This is a genomic window from Kitasatospora phosalacinea (assembly GCF_030268885.1).
GTDB classification, from domain to species: domain Bacteria; phylum Actinomycetota; class Actinomycetes; order Streptomycetales; family Streptomycetaceae; genus Kitasatospora; species Kitasatospora phosalacinea_C.
The window spans coordinates 16,043-36,128 of the sequence record NZ_BSSA01000011.1 but is presented as its reverse complement, the minus strand read 5'-3'; the positions used below and the strand labels follow the sequence as shown (position 1 = coordinate 36,128).

Genomic DNA, 20,086 nt, shown 5'->3' with positions numbered 1-20,086 from the left:
CAACTCAAGCGGAAATGGCACGGTTTCCCCCCTCGCCCGGACTAATAGTCGCACTACCGATTAGCGCCAAGATCGTGCCGCTGTAAGCTGACGACATGACAGGACAAGTTCGCACCGTCGACGGTCGCGTCGCCGGGCGGCGCGGACAGGAGACGCGGCAGAAGCTGCTCGACTGCCTCCGCGAGATGCTCAGCACGTCGCCGTACCGGGACGTCAAGGTCATCGACGTCGCCCGTATGGCGGGAACCTCCCCCGCGACCTTCTACCAGTACTTCCCGGATGTCGAGGGCGCAGTCCTTGAGATCGCCGAGGAAATGGCCGAGGACAGCGGCGGGCTCAAAGAGCTCGTCGATGGAAAGTCCTGGGCGGGAAAGACCGGCTTCACCACTTCCGAAGAACTGGTGGACGGATTCCTCGCCTTCTGGCGCAAGAATGACGCCATTCTCCGAGTGGTCACACTCGGCGCCGCCGAAGGGGACAAGCGGTTCTTCAAGATCCGCATGAAGGTCCTCAACTCGGTGGCGGCCCCGCTCACCGAAGCGGTCCGCAACAACCAGGGCAAGACCGACAAGACGGTCGAAGCGCCGGCGGTCGCCGGTGCCCTGGTGTCGTTGCTCGCCGCGGCGGCCGAGCACGGCAAGGCGTTCACGTCGTGGGGCGTGAAGGTCAAGGACCTCAAGCCCAACCTGGCGCTCCAGGTGTACCTGGGAGTCACCGGAAAGAAGCCGCCGAAGTAAGACAGCAGCCCATCGGCGCTCGGCCCCGGTTCCTGTCCGGGTGTGTCGGATGCGGCCGTGCCTCGGGGGAGGTTCGCCGACGTACCGCGGAGCGCCGTCCTTCAACGGACGCAAGGGGCGGCCGGGAGGAATTTTTCCTCCCGGCCGCCCCTTCGTGCTGCCGGAACGCCGCGCGGGGTGCCGCTCAGGGGCAGCGCACGACCTGCCCGGCGTAGGCCAGGCCGCCGCCGAAGCCGAACAGCAGCACCGGGTCGCCGCTGTGCAGCTCGCCGCGCTCGACCAGCTTGGAGAGGGCGAGCGGGATGGAGGCGGCGGAGGTGTTGCCGGAGTCGACCACGTCGCGGGCGATCACCGCGTCCTCGGCCAGGCCGAGCCTGCCCGCGATGGCGTCGATGATCCGCAGGTTGGCCTGGTGGGCGACGAAGCCGCGCAGCTCGGACGGGTCGATCCCGGCCTTCTCGCAGGCCCTGCGGGCCAGCGGGGCGACCTGGGTGGTGGCCCAGCGGAACACGGTCTGGCCCTGCTGGCTGATCACCGGCTTCCAGCCGCTGATCGCGACCGCCTCGCCCTTCTCCGGCTCGGAGCCCCACACCACCGGGCCGATGCCGGCCCGCTCGTCGGGGACCGCCTCCAGGACGGCGGCGCCCGCGCCGTCGCCGAAGATCACGCAGGTGGTGCGGTCGGTCCAGTCGATGATGTCGGACATCCGTTCCACGCCGACCACCAGCGCCCGGGTCGCGGCCCCGGCCCGGATCGCGTGGTCGGCGGTGGCCAGCGCGTACGAGAAGCCCGAGCAGGCGGTGTTCAGCTCGTACGCGGCGGGGGCGGGGATGCCCAGGCGGGCGGCGACGGCGGCGGCGGTGTTGGGGCTGCGCTCGACGGCGGTGCAGGTCGCGACGGCGACCAGGTCGACCTGGTCGGGCGTCGTGCCCGCGCGGGCCAGGGCCTTCTCGGCCGCGCCCACCGCGAGGTCGACCAGGGTCTCGTCCTCCGCGATGTGGCGGGTGCGGATGCCGACCCGGGAGCGGATCCACTCGTCGTCGGTGTCGACCAGCGCCGAGAGGTCGTCGTTGGTCAGGACCTTCGGCGGCTGGTGGTGGCCCAGCGCCACGATGCGGGAGGCGGTCATACTGCCCACTCAACCGGGTTACCGGTGAGTCAGGAGGTGACGGCCCGACACAGGATCGGGTGCCGGATGCTGTAGGGCCCTCACAACCGGAGCGCGGTCAGGCGGCCAGCGACTGGGCGTCACCCATCATGATCATCGGGTGCAGCGCCGGGTCCAGGGTCTTGATCAGCTCGACCATGTGGTCCTCGGTCAGCGAGATGCAGCCGTGGGTGGGGCCGCCGTGGTCGAGGTGCAGCCAGATGCCGCCGCCCTTGGCCGCGCCCTGCGGGTAGGTGGTGTCGAGCGGGGACCTCCCCTCGACCCGGTTGTAGTTGATCGCGATCACGTAGTCGAAGGACCCGGCCAGCGGTTCGTTGTTGAAGCCGCGCCCGGACATCACGAAGTTCTTGTTCTCGTCGTACGGCAGCTTGGAGCCGGGGTCGGCCTTGCGGCCGCCCGCGTCGGTGAGCGAGAACAGGCCGATCGGGCTGCGCAGGTCGCCGGAGCGGTGGTCGGTGGTCCAGCCCTTGAAGGCGTTGTGGGCGGGCCAGGCCTGGCCGGCCTGCCAGCTGCCGTCGGCGGCGCGGGTCCACAGCGTGACGGTGTTGTCCGAGGAGTCCACGCCCTGGCCGCTGGCGACCAGCAGCTGTCCGGTCTCCGCGGGGACCTTGGCCATCCAGTCGGCGCCGATGCCCGGGATGCTGGTGATCCGCTCCCGGTCGGAGCGGTCCGCGGCGGGGGCCTCGGTGTGCTGCCCGGCGTCGGCGGCCTGCATCGGGACGACCTCGGGCTCGCGGTCGGGGGCCGCGCTGGCGGTGTCCGCCTGGAAGTTCCGGCCCGGGCCGACGGTGAACCAGCCGGCCGCGAGGGCCAGCAGGGTGGCGGTGCCGACGGTGAGCTTGCGGGCGCGGCGCGGCTTCGCCTTGCGGCGGCTGCGGCGGGTGACGGCTCGGCCCTGGGACTGCTCGGCCTCGCTCCGGTCGGCCGGCGCGGGGGCCGGGCGGCGGTGCGAGGCGGCGCGATGGGAACCGGACATGCGAACGATCCTCCCAGACCTCGGGGACGCGACGGAACCCGGGCCGTGTGATGAGCCTGTGAGCATACGCGCTCGGGAAACGTTTCTCCGCGCTCCCGCCTGCCCCGATGGTGCGTCTTCATCCCGCGCGCCCCCGGGGAACGGGCCGCGCCCGGTGGCCGAAACCGGTCACCGGGCGCGGGTCGCGAAGTGGCGGGTCCTCAGAGGCGCATCGCCTGCGGGGTCTCCCGGCGGGCGAGGTCCGGGCCGTCGTACTCGCGGATGACCTCGTAGCGGGTGTTGCGCTCGACCGGGCGGAAGCCGGCGTCCCGGATCAGGCCGAGCAGGTCGTCGCGGCCCAGCTTGTTGGGGGTGCCGAAGTTGTCCGCGTCGTGGGTGATCTTGTACTCGACCACCGAGCCGTCCATGTCGTCCGCGCCGTGGCTGAGCGCCAGTTGGGCGGTGGTGACGCCGTGCATCACCCAGAACACCTTGACGTGCGGGACGTTGTCGAACAGCAGGCGGGACACCGCGAAGGTCTTCAGCGCCTCGGCGCCGGTGGCCATCTCGGTGCGCTCCATCAGGCGGTTGCGGACCTTGCCGTCCTTGGAGTCGTGGAAGTCGTGCTGGTAGCGCAGCGGGATGAAGACCTGGAAGCCGCCGGTCTCGTCCTGCAGCTCGCGCAGCCGCAGCACGTGGTCGACCCGGTGGCGGGGCTCCTCGATGTGGCCGTACAGCATGGTGGCCGGGGTCTTGAGGCCCTTCTCGTGCGCCAGGCGGTGGATCCGCGACCAGTCCTCCCAGTGGGTGTCGTGGTCGACGATGTGCTGGCGGACCTCCCAGTCGAAGATCTCCGCGCCGCCGCCGGTCAGCGACTCCAGGCCCGCCTCGATCAGCTCGTCCAGGATCTCGCTCGCGCTCAGGCCGCTGATCCGCTCGAACCAGTGGATCTCGGTGGCGGTGAACGCCTTCAGCGAGACGTTCGGCAGCGCGGCCTTCAGCTCCTTGAGGGAGCGCGGGTAGTAGCGCCACGGCAGGGTCGGGTGCAGGCCGTTGACGATGTGCAGCTCCGTCAGCGACTCCGACTCCATCGCCTTGGCGAGCCGGACGGCCTCCTCGATCCGCATCGTGTAGGCGTCCTTCTCGCCCGGCTTGCGCTGGAACGAGCAGTACGCGCAGGAGGCGCTGCAGACGTTGGTCATGTTCAGGTGGCGGTTGACGTTGAAGTGGACGACGTCGCCGTTCTTCTGCGTCCGCACGTGGTGCGCCAGCCCGCCCAGCCAGGCCAGGTCGTCGCTCGCGTAGAGCGCGATCCCGTCCTCGCGGGTCAGCCGCTCACCGGCGTAGACCTTCGCCTCCAGCTCGCGCTTGAGCCCTGCGTCCATGCGGCGCTCCGCCTCCTTGCGACTTCGATTCGTTGCCGGGACCGAGACTACGCCTAGGTAGCCAGCAGACCGGCCAGCAGGGCGGGGTCGAGGTTGCCGCCGCTGACGACCGCCGCGAACACCCGGCCGCCGAGCTCCCCGGCCCGGTGGAAGTAGGCGGCCGGGGCGACCGCGCCGGAGGGCTCGGCGACCAGGCGGCCGCGGCGGGCCAGCAGGGCGACGGTGGCGCGGATCTCGTCCTCGGAGACGGTGACGATGTCGTCCACGTACGCGGTGATGTGCTCGAACGGCAGCACGCCGACCGACGGGGTGCGCAGGCCGTCCGCGATCGTCCGGTAGGTGTCGGCGACCGGCCAGGCGGTGCGCACGCCCGCGCGCAGGCTCTGCTGCGCGTCCGCCGCGAGCTCCGGCTCCACGCCGACCACCCGGACGCCCGGGCAGGCCAGCTTGAGCGCCGCGGCCGTCCCGGAGATCAGGCCGCCGCCGGAGACCGGCACCAGCACGGTGTCCAGCTCGTCCGGGGCGTCCTCGGCGATCTCCAGGCCGACGGTGCCCTGGCCCGCCACGATGTACGGGTCGTCGTACGGCGGCACCCACACGTAGCCGTGCTCGGCGGCCAGCTCGGCCGGGACGGTGTCGCGCTCCTCGGCGGTCACGATCACCACCTCGGCGCCGAACGAGCGGGTGTTCTCGATCTTCACGGCGGGCGAGGTGTCGGGCATCACGATCACCGCCTTGATGCCGAGCCGCTGCGCCGCGTACGCCACCGCCTGGGCGTGGTTGCCGCTGGACTGGGCCACCACTCCCCTGGCCCGCTCCTCGTCGGTGAGCGCCGCCAGCCGGTTCATCGCCCCGCGGATCTTGAACGCCCCGGTCGGCTGGAGGCTCTCCGGCTTCAGCCAGAGCCGCCGCCCGCCCTCGGCCGCCCACGGGCAGGGCAGCAGCGGGGTGCGCACCGCCGTGCCGGCGATCCGGCGCTGGGCGGCGCGCAGGTCTTCCAGGTCGACCAGGGACATGACGGCTTCCTCCAGGAGGGGGTCTACTCGGCGGGGCGGAGCGGGAGTTCGCTGACCCGGTTCTCCCACTTGGTGGACAGCACCACCGTGGTGCGGGTGCGGGCCACCCCCTTGGTGCCGGACAGCCGCTTGACCACCGACTCCAGGCCCTCCACGTCCGGCACCCGGACCTTCAGCATGTAGGAGTCGTCGCCCGCGATGAACCAGCAGTCCTCCACCTCCGGGAGGTCCTTCAGCCGGTGCGAGACGTCGTCGTGGTCGGCCGCGTCGGTGAGCTGCAGGCCGATCAGCGCCGTCACGCCGTAGCCCAGCGTCGCGGGGTTGACCGTCGCCCGGTAGCCGGTGATCACGCCCGCCTGCTCCAGGCGGTTGATCCGGTCCGTCACGCTCGGCCCGGACAGGCCCACCAGGCGGCCCAGCTCGGCGTACGAGGCGCGGCCGTTCTCCCGGAGTGCCTGGATGAGCTGTCTGTCCACAGAGTCCATTGCCTGCCGCGTCCTTCCGAACCTCACCGGAACCACAGATCATTATCCGGAATCCAAGGCGTCGTACGCCGATCAACCCGGGTATCCCAGAGAACATACTCTCCCGTAGCGTCCCCGCTCACTCGCCCCGGCGCGGGGCGGTTTCCGGACTTCCCGCCGGGGTGCTCGCGGCCTCCCCGAGGGTGCCCGACCAGCGGCGGTACAGCCCGTGCGGGACGCCGACGGCGTCGAGCACCCGGCCGGCCACGAAGTCGACCAGCTCGCGGGCGGTCGAGCCCCCCGCGTAGAAGCCCGGGGAGGCCGGGAGGACCACCGCGCCCTGCTCGTCGAGGGCCACCAGGTGGCGCAGCGTGGTGCCGGTCAGCGGGGTCTCGCGCAGGCACAGGACCAGCGGGCGGCGCTCCTTGAGGGTCACCGAGGCGGTGCGCTGCAGCAGGTCCTTGGACAGGCCCAGCGCGATGCCGGCCGCGGCGCCGGTGGTCGCCGGCACGACCAGCATGCCCTTGGCGGGGTACGAGCCGGAGGACGGGCCCGCGGCGAAGTCGCCCGCGGACCAGTGGCGGACGTCGTGCAGCGCGGCCTCGTCGGTGCCGAGCCAGGCGGCCAGGTCGGTGCGCCAGTGCGCGTCGCGGAAGGAGATGCCGGTCTCGTCCAGGATGGTCAGCCGCGCCGCCCGGCTGACGATCAGGTCGACGGGCTCCCCGGCGTCCAGCAGCGCGCGGATCACGGAGGCGGCGTAGGGGGTGCCGCTGGCGCCGGAGACGCCGACGACCCAGGGCTCACGAGTGGGACTCATGGGTTCATTGTGGAGGTCCCGTCAGGGGCTCGGGGAACGGCGGGCCCCTGAGGTGCGTGCTCGTCTGCCGAAGAGTTCCCCGGGCCCCTGGCGGGGCCCTCCGGCGGGGTCACAATGGGGGCATGGCAGCGGAGTTGGTGGACCTGACGCATCCGGTGGTGTCCGGGATGCCGGTGTATCCGGGGGATCCGGACGTGGAGTTGCGGGCGGCGCTGACGGTGGAGGGCGAGGGGGTGAACGTGCTGGCGGTGCACCTGGGGTCGCAGACCGGGACGCACGTGGACGCGCCCTACCACCTGGACGTGCGGTGGCCGACGCTGGACGGGCTGCCGTTGGAGCTGTTCACCGGGCCCGCGGTGGTGGTGGACCTGCGGGGGCTGGCGGCCCGCGGGGAGATCACGGCGGCGCACCTCGCGGACGCGCTGGCGGTCTCCGGGCCCGGGACGGTGCTGCTGCTGGCGACGGGGTGGCCGCGGTACTGGGGGACGGACCGCTACTTCGCGCACCCGTACCTGACCGAGGAGGCGGCGCAGGCCGTCGTCGCGACCGGGGTCCGGACGGTGGGCATCGACGCGCTCTCGGTGGACCCGACCCCGGACCCGGGGCCGTCCGACCCCGGAGTGGCCAGCCTGCTGGCCGAGTTGGCGGACGAGCACGACCCCGAGCCGGAGCAGGCGACGCTGGCCGCGCACCGAGTGCTGCTGGGGCCGGAGGGCGGCGGGGTGATCGCGGAGAACCTGACGGACCTGTCGGCGCTGCTGGCGGCGCAGGCGGCGGGGGTGCCGGTGGAGGTGTCGCTGTTCCCGCTGCGGTTGACGGCGGCGGACGGGGCGCCGGTGCGGGCGGTGGCGCGGATCGGTTGAACGCGGCACCGGCGTCCGCGACTTGGTCTAGACCATCCCGGGAGCGCACCGCTAGGCTCCCGCCATGCCTGAGATCGTCGGTGTGGTCGAGCGCTTGTGGCGCTACCCCGTGAAGTCCACGGGCGGCGAGCTGCTCGACTCCGTCGAGGTCGAGGAGCGCGGCCTGGTCGGCGACCGCCTGTACGCGGTGCGCGACGGGGCCGGGAAGCTGGGGTCGGGGAAGAGCACCCGGCGCTTCCGCCGGATGGACGGCCTGCTGCGACTGAGCGCCCGGCTGGGCTCCCGGATCGACGGCCCCGACCTGTTCGACCCGCTGGGCATGCCGGTGCCGGACCCGGACTCCTTCCTGCGCGCCTACCTGGAGCAGGAGGACGTCGCGCTGGCCCGCGAGGACGCGGTCTCGCACTTCGACGAGCTGCCGGTCAGCGTGCTGACCACGGCGACGCTGGACTGGGTGGCGCGGGCGGTGCCCTCGGCGGTGGTGGACGAGCGCCGGTTCCGGCCGAACGTGCTGCTGCGCACCCCGCCGGGCACGCCGCCGTTCACCGAGGACGCCTGGTGCGGCCGGGAGGGCCGGGTCAGGGGCGGGGTGCGGCTGGCGTTCGTCCGGGCCAGCGCGCGGTGCGCGATGGTGGGGACGGCGCAGCCCGGGCTGCCGCACGCGCCGGAGATCCTGAAGACCGTCGTGCACGAGCGGGACGGCGAGCTGGCGGCGCTGGCGACGGTGGCCCGGCCGGGCCCGCTGCGGGTCGGGGACGCGCTGTCGCTGGCGTGAACCCCAGCCCGTGAACCCCAGCCCGTGAACCCAGCCCTCGAACCTCAGCCCTGCCGGTGCGGGACCAGGCAGAACGGGTGGCCGGCCGGGTCGACGAGCACCGTCCAGCGCTCGTGGCGGGCCTTGACCTCGGCGCCGAGGGCGACCGCCGCGGCCTCGGCGGCGGCCAGGTCGGGGACGTCCACGTCCAGGTGGAACTGCTGCGGGTGGGCCGGGTCGGGCCAGATCGGCGGGCGGTAGTCCTCGACCCGCTGGAAGGCGAGCACCCGGCCGTCGGGCAGGTGGACGGTGGACCAGCTGTCGTGCAGCGTCCAGCGCGGGTCGGGGCGGTCGACCTCGCCGCCGAGCAGGCCGGCGTAGAACTGGGCCAGGCCCGCCGGGTAGTGGCAGTCCAGCACCACGCACTGCAGTGTGCCGATCATCGTGCTCCCCGTTCCGCTCGTGGTGGCTGTTCCCTCCCAGCATGGCGCATCGGTGCGGCGGGTGGCGGTTCATCCGGCGGGAAGGGCGTCCGCGCAGGTGGGCGGCGGTTCCGACGGCCCGTCAGGTGGCGTAATGGTGCGGCAACGAAAACCGGGGCGCACCGGCCCTAGGGTTGCCGCCGACAGCGCAGCCGAGGGCCGGAGCAGACCCGATGACCAGCGAGAACACCGTTCGCAGCCGGAGCAGTGCCACGGCCAGGCGACCGCGGGCCGACCGGGCCCGGCAGGTCGCGGACGTGCTGCGGCAGCAGGTGCTGAGCGAGGCGTTCGGGACCGGGCCGCTGCCGCACGAGGACGCGCTGGCGCAGGAGTTCGGGGCCTCCCGGAACACCGTGCGGCAGGCGCTGGACCTGCTGCGCGGGGAGGGCCTGGTGCGCCGGGTGCCCGGGTCGGGGACGCTGGTGGCGGCCGAGAAGGTGCCGCACGGGCTGAACCGGCTGGAGGGCCTGGCCGAGACCCTGCACGAGCACGGCGAAGTGGTCAACGAGGTCCGCTCGTTCGGGCCGGTCCGGGCGCCGGGGGCGGTGGCCCGCCGGTTCGGCCTGCCGGACGGGGCGGACGTGGTGTACGTGGAGCGGCTGCGCCGCCTGAACGGCCTGCCGCTGTCGCTGGACCTGACCTACCTGGCGCCGGACATCGGCGCGCTGCTGGAGCCCGCCGACCTCGCCCACCGGGACGTGTTCCGGCTGATCGAGGAGGCCGCCGGGCAGCCGCTGGGCGCCGCCGACATCACCCTGGAGGCCGTCAACGCCGACGCGCACTCCGCCGCGGTGCTCGAAGTGCCGCGCGGAGCAGCCCTGTTGATGCTGGAGCGGCTCACCACGCTGGCCGACGGACGGCCGGTGGACCTGGAGTACGTGCGCTTCCGCGGCGACCGGCTGGCCATGCGCGGCCGGCTGCTGCGCGATCTCGCCTGACCTTTCGAACCCGAACCGACCTTCCTCACCCTGGAGTTGGACCGATGGCGCTCGCCGAGCACCGCACCGACGTGCCCGTGACCATCGACGCCTCGCTGTGCATCGCCGGCTGCACCCTGTGCGTCGACATGTGCCCGCTGGACTCGCTGGCGATCGACGAACAGAGCGGCACCGCGTACATGCACGTGGACGAGTGCTGGTACTGCGGCCCGTGCGCCGCCCGCTGCCCCACCGGGGCGGTCACCGTCAACATGCCCTACCTGATTCGTTGAGGAAGCGTCACATGTCTGGTGCAGCAAGGAAGTTGGGCGCCGCAGCGGCAGCCGCGGCACTGGTCGCGGGGGCGGCCGGGTGCTCCTCGGGCGGTGACTCCACGACCGTCGAGGTGGTGGTCGGCTACCAGTCGAAGACCATCAACACCGTCACCGCCGGGACGCTGCTGCGGGCCCGCGGCTACTTCGAGCAGCAGCTCGCCGAGCTGGGGAAGCAGGACGGCCGGCACTACCGGGTGGTCTGGCAGGACTACGACGCGGGCGCGCCGATCACCGCCCAGATGCTCGCCGACAAGATCGACATCGGTTCGATGGGCGACTACCCGCTGCTGATCAACGGCTCCCGCGCCCAGGCGGCCGGCGGGCCCGGCACCCGGCTGGTCTCGGTGACCGGCTACAACCTGCTCGGCGCGCTCAACTCCGTGGTGGTACCGAAGGACTCGCCCGCGCACACGCTGGCCGACCTGAAGGGCAAGAAGGTCTCCAGCTCGGTCGGCTCGGCCTCCGACGGCACCCTGGTGCAGGCCCTCGCCAAGGCCGGGGTCGCCGAGGGCGACGTCCAGAAGCAGAACCAGCAGCCGGCCGTCGGCGCCTCCGCGTTGAAGGCGCACAGCGTGGACGCGCTGGCCCAGTTCGTGGCCTGGCCGGGCGCGGTGGTGTTCGCCGGGGACGGGCGGCTGCTGTACGACGGCGCGGCGCTCGGCCGGCCCACCCTGCACGGCGTGGTGGTGCGGCAGAAGTTCGGCGGCGCGCACCCCGACGTCGTCCGGGCCTTCCTGCGCGCCCAGGACGCCGCCACCCGCGACCTCAACCAGCACCCGCTGGCCGCCGCGCAGACCGTCGCCGAGGCCACCGGCCTGCCGCCCGAGGTGGTGTACCTGTACAACGGGCCCAACGGCATCGCCACCTTCGCCACCGCCCTCGACCAGCGGCTGCTGGACGCGATGCGCGCGGACGTCCCGTTCCTGACCTCGGTCGGCGTGCTCAAGGCGCTCGACCTGGACCGCTTCACCGACCCGTCCTACCTGAAGGACTCCGGCGTCACCGACGGCGAGCCCGCCCGGATCACCGGCACCGACGCCGTCTGCGACCGGCCCGTCGCCGACCCCGCGCTGGCCGGGGAGCTCTGGTACGAGGGCGAGCGGTCGACCCGTCCGACCGCCGACCCGACCTGCCTGCTCAAGGCCGTGAAGGCCGGCACCGCCGCGGGCGCCGGGAGGCTGCGGGCCGCGTACGTGCCCGACGCGGTCACCGGCACCCGCTGGTTCGCCGACCAGGACTGGTGGGTCCGGGACGGCGACGCCTTCAAGCCCTTCACCACCGAGGACGGCGCCAGGGGCTACCTGGCCGCCCACCCCTCCGCCGTCCAGCTGACCTACCAGCAAGCGCTGGACGCCTCGTGACCGCGCGGCGCAGGCTGCTGCGGGTGGCGGCGCTGCTCGGCTTCCTGGGCCTGTGGCAGGCGCTCACCGCCTGGAAGGTGCGGGCCTGGGTGCGCTTCGACCACCTGCCGACCGTGCTGCAGGTCGCCGACGCGCTGAGGGCGCAGCTCGGCACCGCCGTGTACTGGCAGGACCTGGCCGACAGCCTGCGGCGGATCTCCACCGGCTTCGCGCTGGCCGCGGTGCTCGGCGTCACCGCCGGGGTGCTGACCGCCCGCTCGCGCACCGCCGCCGACCTGATCGGCCCGGTGCTGGAGCTGGTCCGGCCGATCCCGGCGATCGCGCTCGTCCCGGTCGCGATCATGCTGTTCCCGGAGAACGAGCAGGGCATCGTGTTCATCACCTGCGCCGCCGCGTTCTTCCCGGTCACCGTGGCCACCCGGCACGCGGTGCGGGCGGTGCCGCCGCGCTGGGAGGAGGCGGTGCGCACGATGGGCGGCGGGACGGGCCGGGTGCTGTTCGGCGTGGTGCTGCCGGGCGCGCTGCCCGGGGTGGTCGGCGGGCTGTCGGTCGGACTGGGCGTCTCCTGGATCTGCGTGATCTCCGCCGAGATGGTCTCCGGCCAGTACGGCGTCGGCTACCGCACCTGGTCGGCGTACACCGTGCTCGACTACCCGGGGGTGTTCGTCGGGATGGCCACCATCGGGCTGCTCGGCTGGGCCACCTCCGGCGCGGTCGAGCTGCTCGGGCGGCGGCTGACCCGCTGGCTGCCCGCTCCGGTTCCGGCGGGGGTGGGGGCATGAGCCTGCGACTGACCGCGCGCGGCCTGAGCGTCGGCCACCCCGGACGCCCGGTGCTGCGGGACGTCGAGCTGGACGTCGCGCCGGGCGAGGTGCTGACCGTGCTCGGCCCGTCCGGCTGCGGCAAGTCGACCCTGCTGCGGGCGCTGGCCGGGCTGCTGCGGCCCACCGGCGGCGAACTGCTGGCCGACGGAAGGCCGTTGACCGGCCCCGGCGCCGACCGGGCGCTGGTCTTCCAGGAGGACGGGCTGCTGCCCTGGCGCACCGTCCGCCGCAACGTCGAACTGCCGCTGGCGATAGCCGGGTTGAAGCGGGCCGAGCGGCGCGCCCCGGTCGCCGACTGGCTGGGCCGGGTCGGCCTGGACGGACACGGCGACCGGCTGCCACGGGAGTTGTCCGGCGGACAGCGCCAACGCGTCCAGCTGGCACGGGCGTTGGCCGGTGCCCCGCAGGCCGTGCTGATGGACGAGCCGTTCGGCGCGCTCGACCCGCAGACCCGCGCCGCGATGCAGCAACTCCTGCTCACCGTCTGGGAGAAGGAGCGCTGCACGGTCGTCTTCGTCACCCACGACGTGGACGAGGCGCTGCTGCTCGGCGACCGGGTCGCCGTGCTGTCCGGCGGCACCCTGGCCGCCCTGCACGAGGTGCCCGCACCGCGCGACCCCGCCGCCGACCGGAGCGCGCTGCGTGCGCTGCTCCTCACCCAGTACACCTGACCAACCCACCTGAGAGGCACGGCAGATGCGCACACCCGAGATCAGCGAGGCGCGCCGCCTGGAGTGCGACGTCCTGGTCGTCGGCGGCGGCACCGCCGGGTCGATGGCCGCGATCGCCGCCGCCGAGGCCGGAGCGCGCGTCCTGCTGCTGGAGAAGGCGCACGTGCGCCACTCCGGGGCGCTCGCGATGGGCATGGACGGCGTCAACAACGCGATCGTCCCCGGCCGGGCCGACCCGGACGCGTACGTCGCCGAGATCACCCGCGCCAACGACGGCGTCGTCAACCAGGCGACGGTGCGGCAGACCGCCCGGCGCGGCTTCGCCATGGTGCAGCGGCTGGAGCGCTACGGCGTCAAGTTCGAGAAGGACGAGCACGGCGAGTACGCGGTGCGGCAGGTGCACCGCTCCGGCTCGTACGTGCTGCCGATGCCCGAGGGCAAGGACGTCAAGAAGGTGCTGTACCGCGTCCTGCGCGAGCGCCGGATGCGCGAGAGGGTCACCGTCGAGAACCGGGTGATGCCGGTGCGGGTGCTCACCGAGGGCGGGCGGGCGGTCGGCGCGGCCGGGTTCGACACCCGCAGCGGCGAGTTCGTGCTGGTCTCGGCCGGGGCCGTGGTGCTGGCCACCGGGCCGTGCGGACGGCTCGGGCTGCCCGCCAGCGGCTACCTGTACGGCACCTACGAGAACCCGACCAACGCCGGGGACGGCTACGCGATGGCGTACCACGCGGGCGCGGAGCTCTCCGGCATCGAGTGCTTCCAGATCAACCCGCTGATCAAGGACTACAACGGCCCCGCCTGCGCGTACGTCGCCAACCCGTTCGGCGGCTACCAGGTCAACCGGCACGGCGAGCGCTTCGTCGACTCCGACTACTGGTCCGGGCAGATGATGGCCGAGTTCGCGGTCGAACTCGCCTCCGACCGCGGCCCGGTGTACCTGCGGACCACCCACCTGCCGGAGGAGACCGTGCAGGCGCTGGAGTCCATCCTGCACACCACCGAACGTCCCAGCCGCGGCACCTTCCACGCCGGGCGCGGCCACGACTACCGCACCCACGACGTGGAGATGCACATCTCCGAGATCGGCCTGTGCGGCGGGCACAGCGCCAGCGGCGTCTGGGTCGACGAGAACGCCGCGACCACGGTGCCCGGGCTGTACGCGGCCGGGGACCTGGCCTGCGTGCCGCACAACTACATGATCGGGGCGTTCGTCTTCGGCGAGCTGGCCGGGACGCACGCCGCCGCCCACCTGCCGGACGTCCGGGCCCAGTTGCCCGCGGAGCAGGTCGCCGAGGCGCACCGGCTGGTCTACCGGGCGCTGGAGCACCCCGACGGGCCGCCGCAGCAGCAGGTCGAGTACAAGCTGCGGCGCTTCGTCAACGACTACGTCGCCCCGCCGAAGACCGGCGCCCGGCTCTCCGTCGCGCTCGACCACTTCGAGCGGATGCGCGGCGAGGTCGCCGCGATCGGCGCCCGCACCCCGCACGAACTCATGCGCGCGGTCGAGGTCGACTTCATCCGGGACTGCGCGGAGATGGCGGCGCGTGCCTCGCTCGCCCGGGAGGAGTCCCGCTGGGGCCTCTACCACCAGCGCCTGGACCGGCCCGCGCAGGACGACGGGCGCTGGTTCCGGCACCTCAACCTGCGCAAGCGGGCCGACGGTGCGATGGAGTTCCTGACCCGGCCGGTCGCGCCCTACCTCGTCCCGGTCGACGGCCTGGAGCCCCCCGCCGGGGAGGTCGAACTGCTCGGCACCGTCGAGGCGATGGTCGTCGGCCGCACCGCCGCGACCGCAGCCGCGGCCGCGGTGGGCAGCGGGGGCGCGGGCGGCGGCACGGGCGGGGACGCGAAGCCGCCGGAGCGCGAACAGGAACGCGAGCAGGGGCGGGTGCTGGAGGTGCTGCGGGCCGAGGGCGCCGCGGTCGTGCGGTACCTGGCCGACCCCGACCCGGACGTCCGGCTGGCCGCCGTCGCCGCGCTCACCGAGCACACGCCGGAGGGCACCGGCGCAGCGCTGGTCGCCGCGCTCGGCGACCCGGACGGGCGGGTCCGCGGCGCGGCCGTCGCGGGCCTGCGGGAGCTGGTCGAGGTGCTGGACGCCTCGCTCGGGGACGGGCTGGCCGCCGCGGCCGGGTCCGCCGACCCGGTGGTGCGGGCGGGCGTCCAGGAGCTCGCGCGGGTGCTGCGCACCGGGTCGGTCGCGCTGTTCGCGGCCGGGCTGCGCGACGCGGAGACGGCGGTGCGCCTGCAGGCCGTCCGCGGGCTGGTCTCGCTGGACGCGGCAGACGCGCTGGCCGCCGGGGCGGCGGACGTCGCCCGGGAGGTGCGGGTCGCCGTCGGCGAAGGGCTGGGGGTGATCGGCGACGCCTCCTCGGCGGAGGTGCTGGCGGCGCTGGCCGAGGACCCGGACCCGCTGGTGCGGGCGGGGGCGTTCACCGGGGCGGCGGGGCTGGGCGGGGGCCTCGCGGAACTGGCGGAACTGGCGGAGCGTCCGGACCCGGCCTGGCAGGTGCGGAAGGCGGCCGCGGGCGTGCTGGGCGCGGCCGGCCGCTGGAGCGCGCTGGTCGGGCTCGCGGCGGACGGGAACGCGGACGTCCGCAAGGCCGCGGTCCGCGCGATGGCGGCGGGGGTCGCCGAGGCGGGCGTGGACGCGGCGCTGCGGGAACGGCTGGCGGACGGGGACGCGGACGTGCGGGCGTACGCGCGGCTGGCGCTCAAGGGGGCGTAGGGGTAGCGCCGTCAGGGGCCCGGGGAACGGCAGGCCCGGAACCGCTGACGGTGCACTGCCGGTGCGTGCGGCGGCTTCGGGTTCTGTTACCGCGGCCACCAGCAGCACGGACTCGCCGTTCCCCGAGCCCCTGACGGGGCCTCAGAAGTCGAGCTCTCCGCCGGGGCGGACCTCGTACGGCACCTCCGGGAGGAGGTCGCGGAGCAGGGGGGCGAGGGTCTCCGGGGCGGGCGGGGTGGGGCCGAGGCCGATGGCGAGGGCGGGGCCGGGGAGGGGGCGAGGCCAGGCGTGGAGGGCGGGGGCGAGGGGTTCGAGGGCGGTGAGGAGGGTGCGGAGGCGGCCGCGGGTGGGGCCGAGGCGGTCGGGGGCGGGGCTGAGGAGGAGCCAGGCGGCGTGGCGGCGGTGGAGCGGGGGCGGCGCGAGGAGTTCGGGGTGGTCGGGGCCGAGTTCCCAGGCGCGGTAGAGCTCTTCGGCGATCAGGTCGCGGGTGCCGGGTCCGACCTGGGTGGTGCAGCTGCGGACGGGGGCGGTGGGGGTGAGGACGGTGACGGGGTCGGACGTGGGGGCGGCGGGGTCGCCGAGGAGGGTGACGGGGCGTCGCCAGTCCCAGGCGGCCCAGGTCTCGGTGAAGTGCCGGAAGAGCGCGGCCGGGTCGTCGGTGTCGGTCTCGGTGACGGTGCGGGCGGCGAGGACCGTCCAGGCCAGGGAGGGGAGGTGGCCGAAGGGGGCGGAGGCGAGGCCGCGGGCCGCCGTCCAGGTCCTGACCCGGCAGGCGAGGGCGGCGAAGGCCGCGTGCCGGGGGCCGACGGCGGCCAGGACCGCGTCGGCGTCGGTGACGGCGCTGCGGGCGGTGGCGGCTTCGGCGGAGTCGTCGGCGGGGGCGAGCACCAGGTCGACGGTGAGGCCGGCGCAGTCCAGCCGCAGGCCGGGGACGCGGGCGCCGCGGACCTCCCGGACGTGCCGGGCCTCGGGCAGCGCCTCGGCCAACTGCCGCGCGAGGTCGGCGGGTTCGAAGGGCCCGGGCAGGACGGCGACCAGGTCGAGGTCGGCGCCGTCCAGGTGGCAGCGCATCCGGCGGGAGCCGACGAGGTGGGTCTCGCCGGGGAGGACGGCGGCGATCCGGGCGGTCAACCCGGCGGTGTCGCAAGGAGGTTCGACGCGGACGGCGGGCGCGGACGGCTCGGGCAGCTCGCGGACCGCGCCGGTGCCGAGGCTGACCAGGGCGCGCGGGGTCATCGGCCCGTCGCCGCGCCGGGAGAGCAGCACGAGTTCGCCGACGGTGGCCCGCGCGGGCGGCAGCTCGTGGACGGGGAAGTCGCCGCGGCCCAGGGTGAGGTGCGGCCGGTAGCCGCCCTCGCGGGTGCGGCACTGCGGGAAGCGGCGCTGCAGGGCCTGGTGGAGGGCCGCCCAGGCGGCGGTGGCCCCGACGGCCGGGTCGAGCCAGCGGGTGGTGGCGCCGGGCTGCTCGAAGGTCCGCACGCCCGCCAGCTCCGTGCCGAACGGCGGGACTTCGGCGGCGGCCTCGGCGAGCAGCGGGAGCGCCCGGTCGAACTCGTGCTCGGCGACGAAGCCGAACAGCAGGTTCACGTGCGGCGGCCAGTGCCCGTGCTGCGGGTCGTGGCGGGCGCGCAGGCGCTGGACGGCGGGCCACAGGTGGGCGGGCGGCAGCCAGGCGACGGCGGTGCGGGCGGTGGTGGGGGCGTCGAGCAGGCCGTCGACGGGCTCGGGGTCGAGGTCGACGGCGAGGCCGTAGTGGTCGGAGGGGTGCAGGCCGTCGGGGCCCGGGCGGTCGCCGAGCAGGCGGGCGGCGGTGGTGCGGGCCCGGCCGGGGCGGAGCAGGACGCGGTCGAGGCGGCCGGCCCGGCCGGTGAGCGAGGAGACGGCGGCGAGCGGGTTGGCGACGGGGTCGAAGGTGGGGGTGCGGTCCCCGGGGCCGTGCGCCTCGGTCCAGGTGTCGCGCAGGCCGAGGGCGGTGGCGGGCGTGTCGGTGCCGTCGTTGAAGTCGCCGAGCACCAGCAGGTCGCCCGGGACGGCGGCGAACCCCTCGGCGAGGACGGCGAGTTCGGCGGTGCGGCGGGCGGCGCCGTCGGTCGAGTGGTCGCTGCTGAGGTGGACCGCGGCGACGGTGAGCGGCCCGGCGGCGGTGCGGACGGTGACCGCGGTGACGGCCTTGTGCGGGCCGAGGGCGTGCCGTCCGGCCTCCTGGACGGGGAGGCGGCTGAGCAGCAGCAGCCCGTGCTCGTCGATCTCCCGGCCGAACGGGTCGGCGCCCAGGGTGTAGCCGCGCCGGACCCACTCCTGGGCCAGCAACAGCTTGACCAGGGCCGGTTCGACCTCCTGGAGGGCGATCAGGTCGGCGTCGGCGGCTTCGAGCGCGGCGAGCAGCAGCGGACGGCGGCGGGCGGTGTGGATCAGCTCGGGGTCGTAGCGGTCCCACAGGGTGTTCCAGGTGACCACCCGCAGCGGCCCGGCGCCGTGGGCCGGCCGGGCCGCGGCGGGCCGCCAGCCGCGGTCGGGGTGCCAGGCGTGCGGGGTGCTCGGGGTGAAGAACGGCGCGGGCAGCACGGCCGGGTCGGTGCGCCGCCCGGCGGTGGTGGTGTCGAGCAGGTCGGTGCCGGTGACGCGGTCCCAGACCACCTGCCCGTCGGCCTCGACGTACCGGACCCGGTGCCAGGGCACGTCCCCGGCGGCGGTGAAGCTCTCCAGCGGGACGCGCTCGGTGCGGTCGTCGCGCTGCCGGACGCCGAGGGTGAACCGGGCCGGGTCGAAGCGGTCGTCCCAGCGGACGCGCTGGCAGACCTGCTCGATGGGGCGCATCAGTCCTCCTCGTCCAGGCACCCGGCGGTGGCCGCCACCGTGCCGTCGGCGTCCAGGTACCAGGTGCGGTGGGCCTGGCCGGGGTAGGGCGGGGTCCAGCGGTGCAGCTGGGCGGTCAGCACCTCGGCGGGGACGGGGTGCGGGCGGACGCCGTTGCGGCGGCGCAGTTCGGCCTCGTCGACGACGGCGACGACGTGGGTGAGCAGCGCGTCGCGGCGCTCGGCGACGGCCCGGACGTGGCCGCGCTGGTGGCGGTTGAGCGAGGTGGCGTCCCACACGGCGGTGCCGCCGTCCGCCAGGGCGGCCTCCAGCGCCGTCAGTCCCCGGCGCAGCAGTTCGGGGTTGTCGCGCTGCTCGGCGCGGGAGCCGCGGGCGGCCCGCAGCTCGTCCAGGCTGACCCGGGTGCCGGGCAGGGTGGCGGCGTACGTGGACTTTCCGCTGCCGGAGGGGCCGCAGAGGTGGAACAGCCGGGGGAAGCGGCCGTCGCGCCGGGCCCAGGTGGCGGCGACGGCCTCCTCGGCGGTGGTGATCCGGCCGAGGCCGTACGCCTCGCGGGCCTGCGCCCAGCACCGGTCGCGGACGTCCGGCGGGAGGTCGGCGAGGGCTTCGCGCAGGCCGGTGCGGAGCGGGCCGAGCGGGTCGGGGCCGAGCAGTCCGGCCTCCTCGGCGTGCAGGGCCGACCAGGCGACCTCCTGCTCGGCGGCGGGGTGGGCCTCGGCGGCGACGGCGTGCAGCACGCCGAGGTCGGCGGCGGCGGTGAGTCCGGTGAGCCCGGCCCGGCGCTGCTCGTCGGGGTACGGCCGGGCGAGCTGCGGGTGCAGGCCGACCAGGTCGGCGATCCGGCGGGCCTGCGGCAGGCCGAGCGGCCCGGCCAGGGCGGGCAGCAGCCGTTCGCGGCGGTCGGCGCGCAGCGCGTGGGCGAGGACGCCGTCGAGCCGGGCGTCGCCGGTGCGGCCGAGGGCGTCCAACCGGGCGGTGATGCCGTCGAGTTCGGGGTCGAGGTCGCGCCCGAGGGCGGCGCCGAGCGCGGCCGCGTCCGGCGCGCCGCCGGAACGGACGTGCCAGAGCGCGGAGTTCGGGCCGAGGCCGTTCTCGACCACGGCGGCGTGCATCCAGTGGGTGTCGGTCCGCACGTGCTGCGGGCGCACCCACTTGGCGACCCGGCGGCCGAACTCGGCCCGGTCGAAGCCCGCGACCGTCCGCACCACGTAGCCCTCCTGGCGGTCCGGGTCGAGCTCGATCGCGCGGATCGCCCGCTCGTCGTAGCGGCCGCGCCACAGCACCCGGGGGGTGGGCACGCCGAGGCGGCGCAGGAAGCGGACGGTGGCGTCCCAGTCCAGGCAGCGGTCGCGGTCGGTCCAGACCGAGAAGCCGTGGAACCAGCTGTCCAGGTCGGTGTAGGCGAGCGAGTGCCGGGCGTACAGGTTCTCCCCGCAGATCCGCCAGCCGGGCGGGATGTGCGGGCCGATCCGGCCCTGCAGGCCCTTCACCCAGGCGCGGGAGGGGTGGTGCGCGGAGTCCGGCGAGCGGGCGTGCAGGCCGTCGGGGTAGAGCGTGGTGTTCTCGCCGTCGAGCTTCTCGGTGACGACCACCTCGGTGCCGGCCAGGCCGGAGGCGTCCCGGTTGCGGAGGTCGTCGGCCGCCGCCCCCGGGGACCACGGGAGGTGCGGGGTCCGGGGGTAGTGAACGCGCATGCGGACCACCCTAGGGACGGGTCGATCCGCCCGGCCAACGAATTTGGGCGGACGCGCGAAGGGGCGCGCGGAGTGTCCCGCGCGCCCCTGTCGTGGAC

18 protein-coding genes are annotated in these 20,086 nt (G+C 74.7%); 9 read left to right on the top strand and 9 right to left on the bottom strand.

Annotated elements, in window-relative coordinates:
• Window positions 1–95 precede the first annotated feature (95 nt).
• Window positions 96–737: a TetR family transcriptional regulator gene (locus QSK52_RS17485; protein WP_285737018.1), complete on the top strand. Its 642-nt coding sequence runs from the start codon at window positions 96–98 to the stop codon at window positions 735–737.
• 184 nt (window positions 738–921) lie between these two features.
• Here the strand turns inward: QSK52_RS17485 and QSK52_RS17480 are convergent, their stop codons facing one another.
• From QSK52_RS17480 to QSK52_RS17455, 6 genes are all read right to left on the bottom strand, one after another.
• Window positions 922–1,866, bottom strand: coding sequence for a beta-ketoacyl-ACP synthase III (locus tag QSK52_RS17480; protein ID WP_285737017.1), 945 nt, complete (start codon window positions 1,864–1,866; stop codon window positions 922–924).
• 97 nt (window positions 1,867–1,963) lie between these two features.
• Window positions 1,964–2,881, bottom strand: a complete 918-nt coding sequence (locus tag QSK52_RS17475) for a L,D-transpeptidase family protein (protein ID WP_285737016.1) — start codon at window positions 2,879–2,881, stop codon at window positions 1,964–1,966.
• 200 nt (window positions 2,882–3,081) lie between these two features.
• Window positions 3,082–4,245, bottom strand: a complete 1,164-nt coding sequence (gene mqnE / locus QSK52_RS17470) for an aminofutalosine synthase MqnE (RefSeq protein WP_285737015.1) — start codon at window positions 4,243–4,245, stop codon at window positions 3,082–3,084.
• Between the two features lie 53 nt (window positions 4,246–4,298).
• Window positions 4,299–5,261 carry a threonine ammonia-lyase gene (locus QSK52_RS17465; RefSeq protein ID WP_285737014.1) on the bottom strand — a complete coding sequence of 321 codons (963 nt, stop codon included), beginning with the start codon at window positions 5,259–5,261 and terminating at the stop codon, window positions 4,299–4,301.
• A 23-nt stretch (window positions 5,262–5,284) separates the two neighbouring features.
• Entirely contained in the window at window positions 5,285–5,746 is a 462-nt protein-coding gene (locus QSK52_RS17460; RefSeq protein WP_285737013.1) for an Lrp/AsnC family transcriptional regulator, read from the bottom strand.
• 118 nt (window positions 5,747–5,864) lie between these two features.
• Window positions 5,865–6,542 carry a UbiX family flavin prenyltransferase gene (locus QSK52_RS17455; protein ID WP_285737012.1) on the bottom strand — a complete coding sequence of 226 codons (678 nt, stop codon included), beginning with the start codon at window positions 6,540–6,542 and terminating at the stop codon, window positions 5,865–5,867.
• 122 nt (window positions 6,543–6,664) lie between these two features.
• Between QSK52_RS17455 and QSK52_RS17450 the strand changes: the two genes are divergently transcribed.
• Entirely contained in the window at window positions 6,665–7,405 is a 741-nt protein-coding gene (locus QSK52_RS17450) for a cyclase family protein (protein WP_285737011.1), read from the top strand.
• A gap of 64 nt (window positions 7,406–7,469) precedes the next feature.
• Entirely contained in the window at window positions 7,470–8,180 is a 711-nt protein-coding gene (locus tag QSK52_RS17445) for an MOSC domain-containing protein (protein WP_285737010.1), read from the top strand.
• A 44-nt stretch (window positions 8,181–8,224) separates the two neighbouring features.
• Here the strand turns inward: QSK52_RS17445 and QSK52_RS17440 are convergent, their stop codons facing one another.
• A complete protein-coding gene (locus QSK52_RS17440; RefSeq protein ID WP_285737009.1) occupies window positions 8,225–8,602 on the bottom strand; it encodes a VOC family protein in 378 nt (125 codons plus the stop codon).
• 212 nt (window positions 8,603–8,814) lie between these two features.
• Between QSK52_RS17440 and QSK52_RS17435 the strand changes: the two genes are divergently transcribed.
• Genes QSK52_RS17435 through QSK52_RS17410 form a run of 6 tightly spaced genes read left to right on the top strand, consistent with a single transcriptional unit; the run spans window position 8,815 to window position 15,477 of the window.
• On the top strand, window positions 8,815–9,579 hold the full coding sequence (locus QSK52_RS17435) for a GntR family transcriptional regulator (protein ID WP_285737008.1): 765 nt from the start codon (window positions 8,815–8,817) through the stop codon (window positions 9,577–9,579).
• Between the two features lie 44 nt (window positions 9,580–9,623).
• Window positions 9,624–9,851, top strand: coding sequence for a 4Fe-4S dicluster domain-containing protein (locus QSK52_RS17430; protein ID WP_033221703.1), 228 nt, complete (start codon window positions 9,624–9,626; stop codon window positions 9,849–9,851).
• Between the two features lie 11 nt (window positions 9,852–9,862).
• Window positions 9,863–11,254 carry an ABC transporter substrate-binding protein gene (locus QSK52_RS17425; RefSeq protein WP_285737007.1) on the top strand — a complete coding sequence of 464 codons (1,392 nt, stop codon included), beginning with the start codon at window positions 9,863–9,865 and terminating at the stop codon, window positions 11,252–11,254.
• Window positions 11,251–12,036: an ABC transporter permease gene (locus tag QSK52_RS17420; RefSeq protein WP_285737006.1), complete on the top strand. Its 786-nt coding sequence runs from the start codon at window positions 11,251–11,253 to the stop codon at window positions 12,034–12,036. Before QSK52_RS17425 ends, QSK52_RS17420 begins: the two co-directional genes overlap by 4 nt.
• Window positions 12,033–12,749, top strand: coding sequence for an ABC transporter ATP-binding protein (locus QSK52_RS17415; protein ID WP_285737005.1), 717 nt, complete (start codon window positions 12,033–12,035; stop codon window positions 12,747–12,749). Before QSK52_RS17420 ends, QSK52_RS17415 begins: the two co-directional genes overlap by 4 nt.
• A gap of 25 nt (window positions 12,750–12,774) precedes the next feature.
• Window positions 12,775–15,477 carry a fumarate reductase/succinate dehydrogenase flavoprotein subunit gene (locus QSK52_RS17410; RefSeq protein ID WP_285737004.1) on the top strand — a complete coding sequence of 901 codons (2,703 nt, stop codon included), beginning with the start codon at window positions 12,775–12,777 and terminating at the stop codon, window positions 15,475–15,477.
• Between the two features lie 141 nt (window positions 15,478–15,618).
• On the opposite strand, the gene QSK52_RS17405 is transcribed toward QSK52_RS17410, so the two are convergent.
• Both QSK52_RS17405 and QSK52_RS17400 read right to left on the bottom strand, forming a co-directional pair.
• Entirely contained in the window at window positions 15,619–18,294 is a 2,676-nt protein-coding gene (locus QSK52_RS17405; protein ID WP_285737003.1) for an RNA repair domain-containing protein, read from the bottom strand.
• Window positions 18,294–19,988, bottom strand: coding sequence for an RNA ligase family protein (locus QSK52_RS17400; protein ID WP_285737002.1), 1,695 nt, complete (start codon window positions 19,986–19,988; stop codon window positions 18,294–18,296). Before QSK52_RS17400 ends, QSK52_RS17405 begins: the two co-directional genes overlap by 1 nt.
• Window positions 19,989–20,086 lie beyond the last annotated feature (98 nt).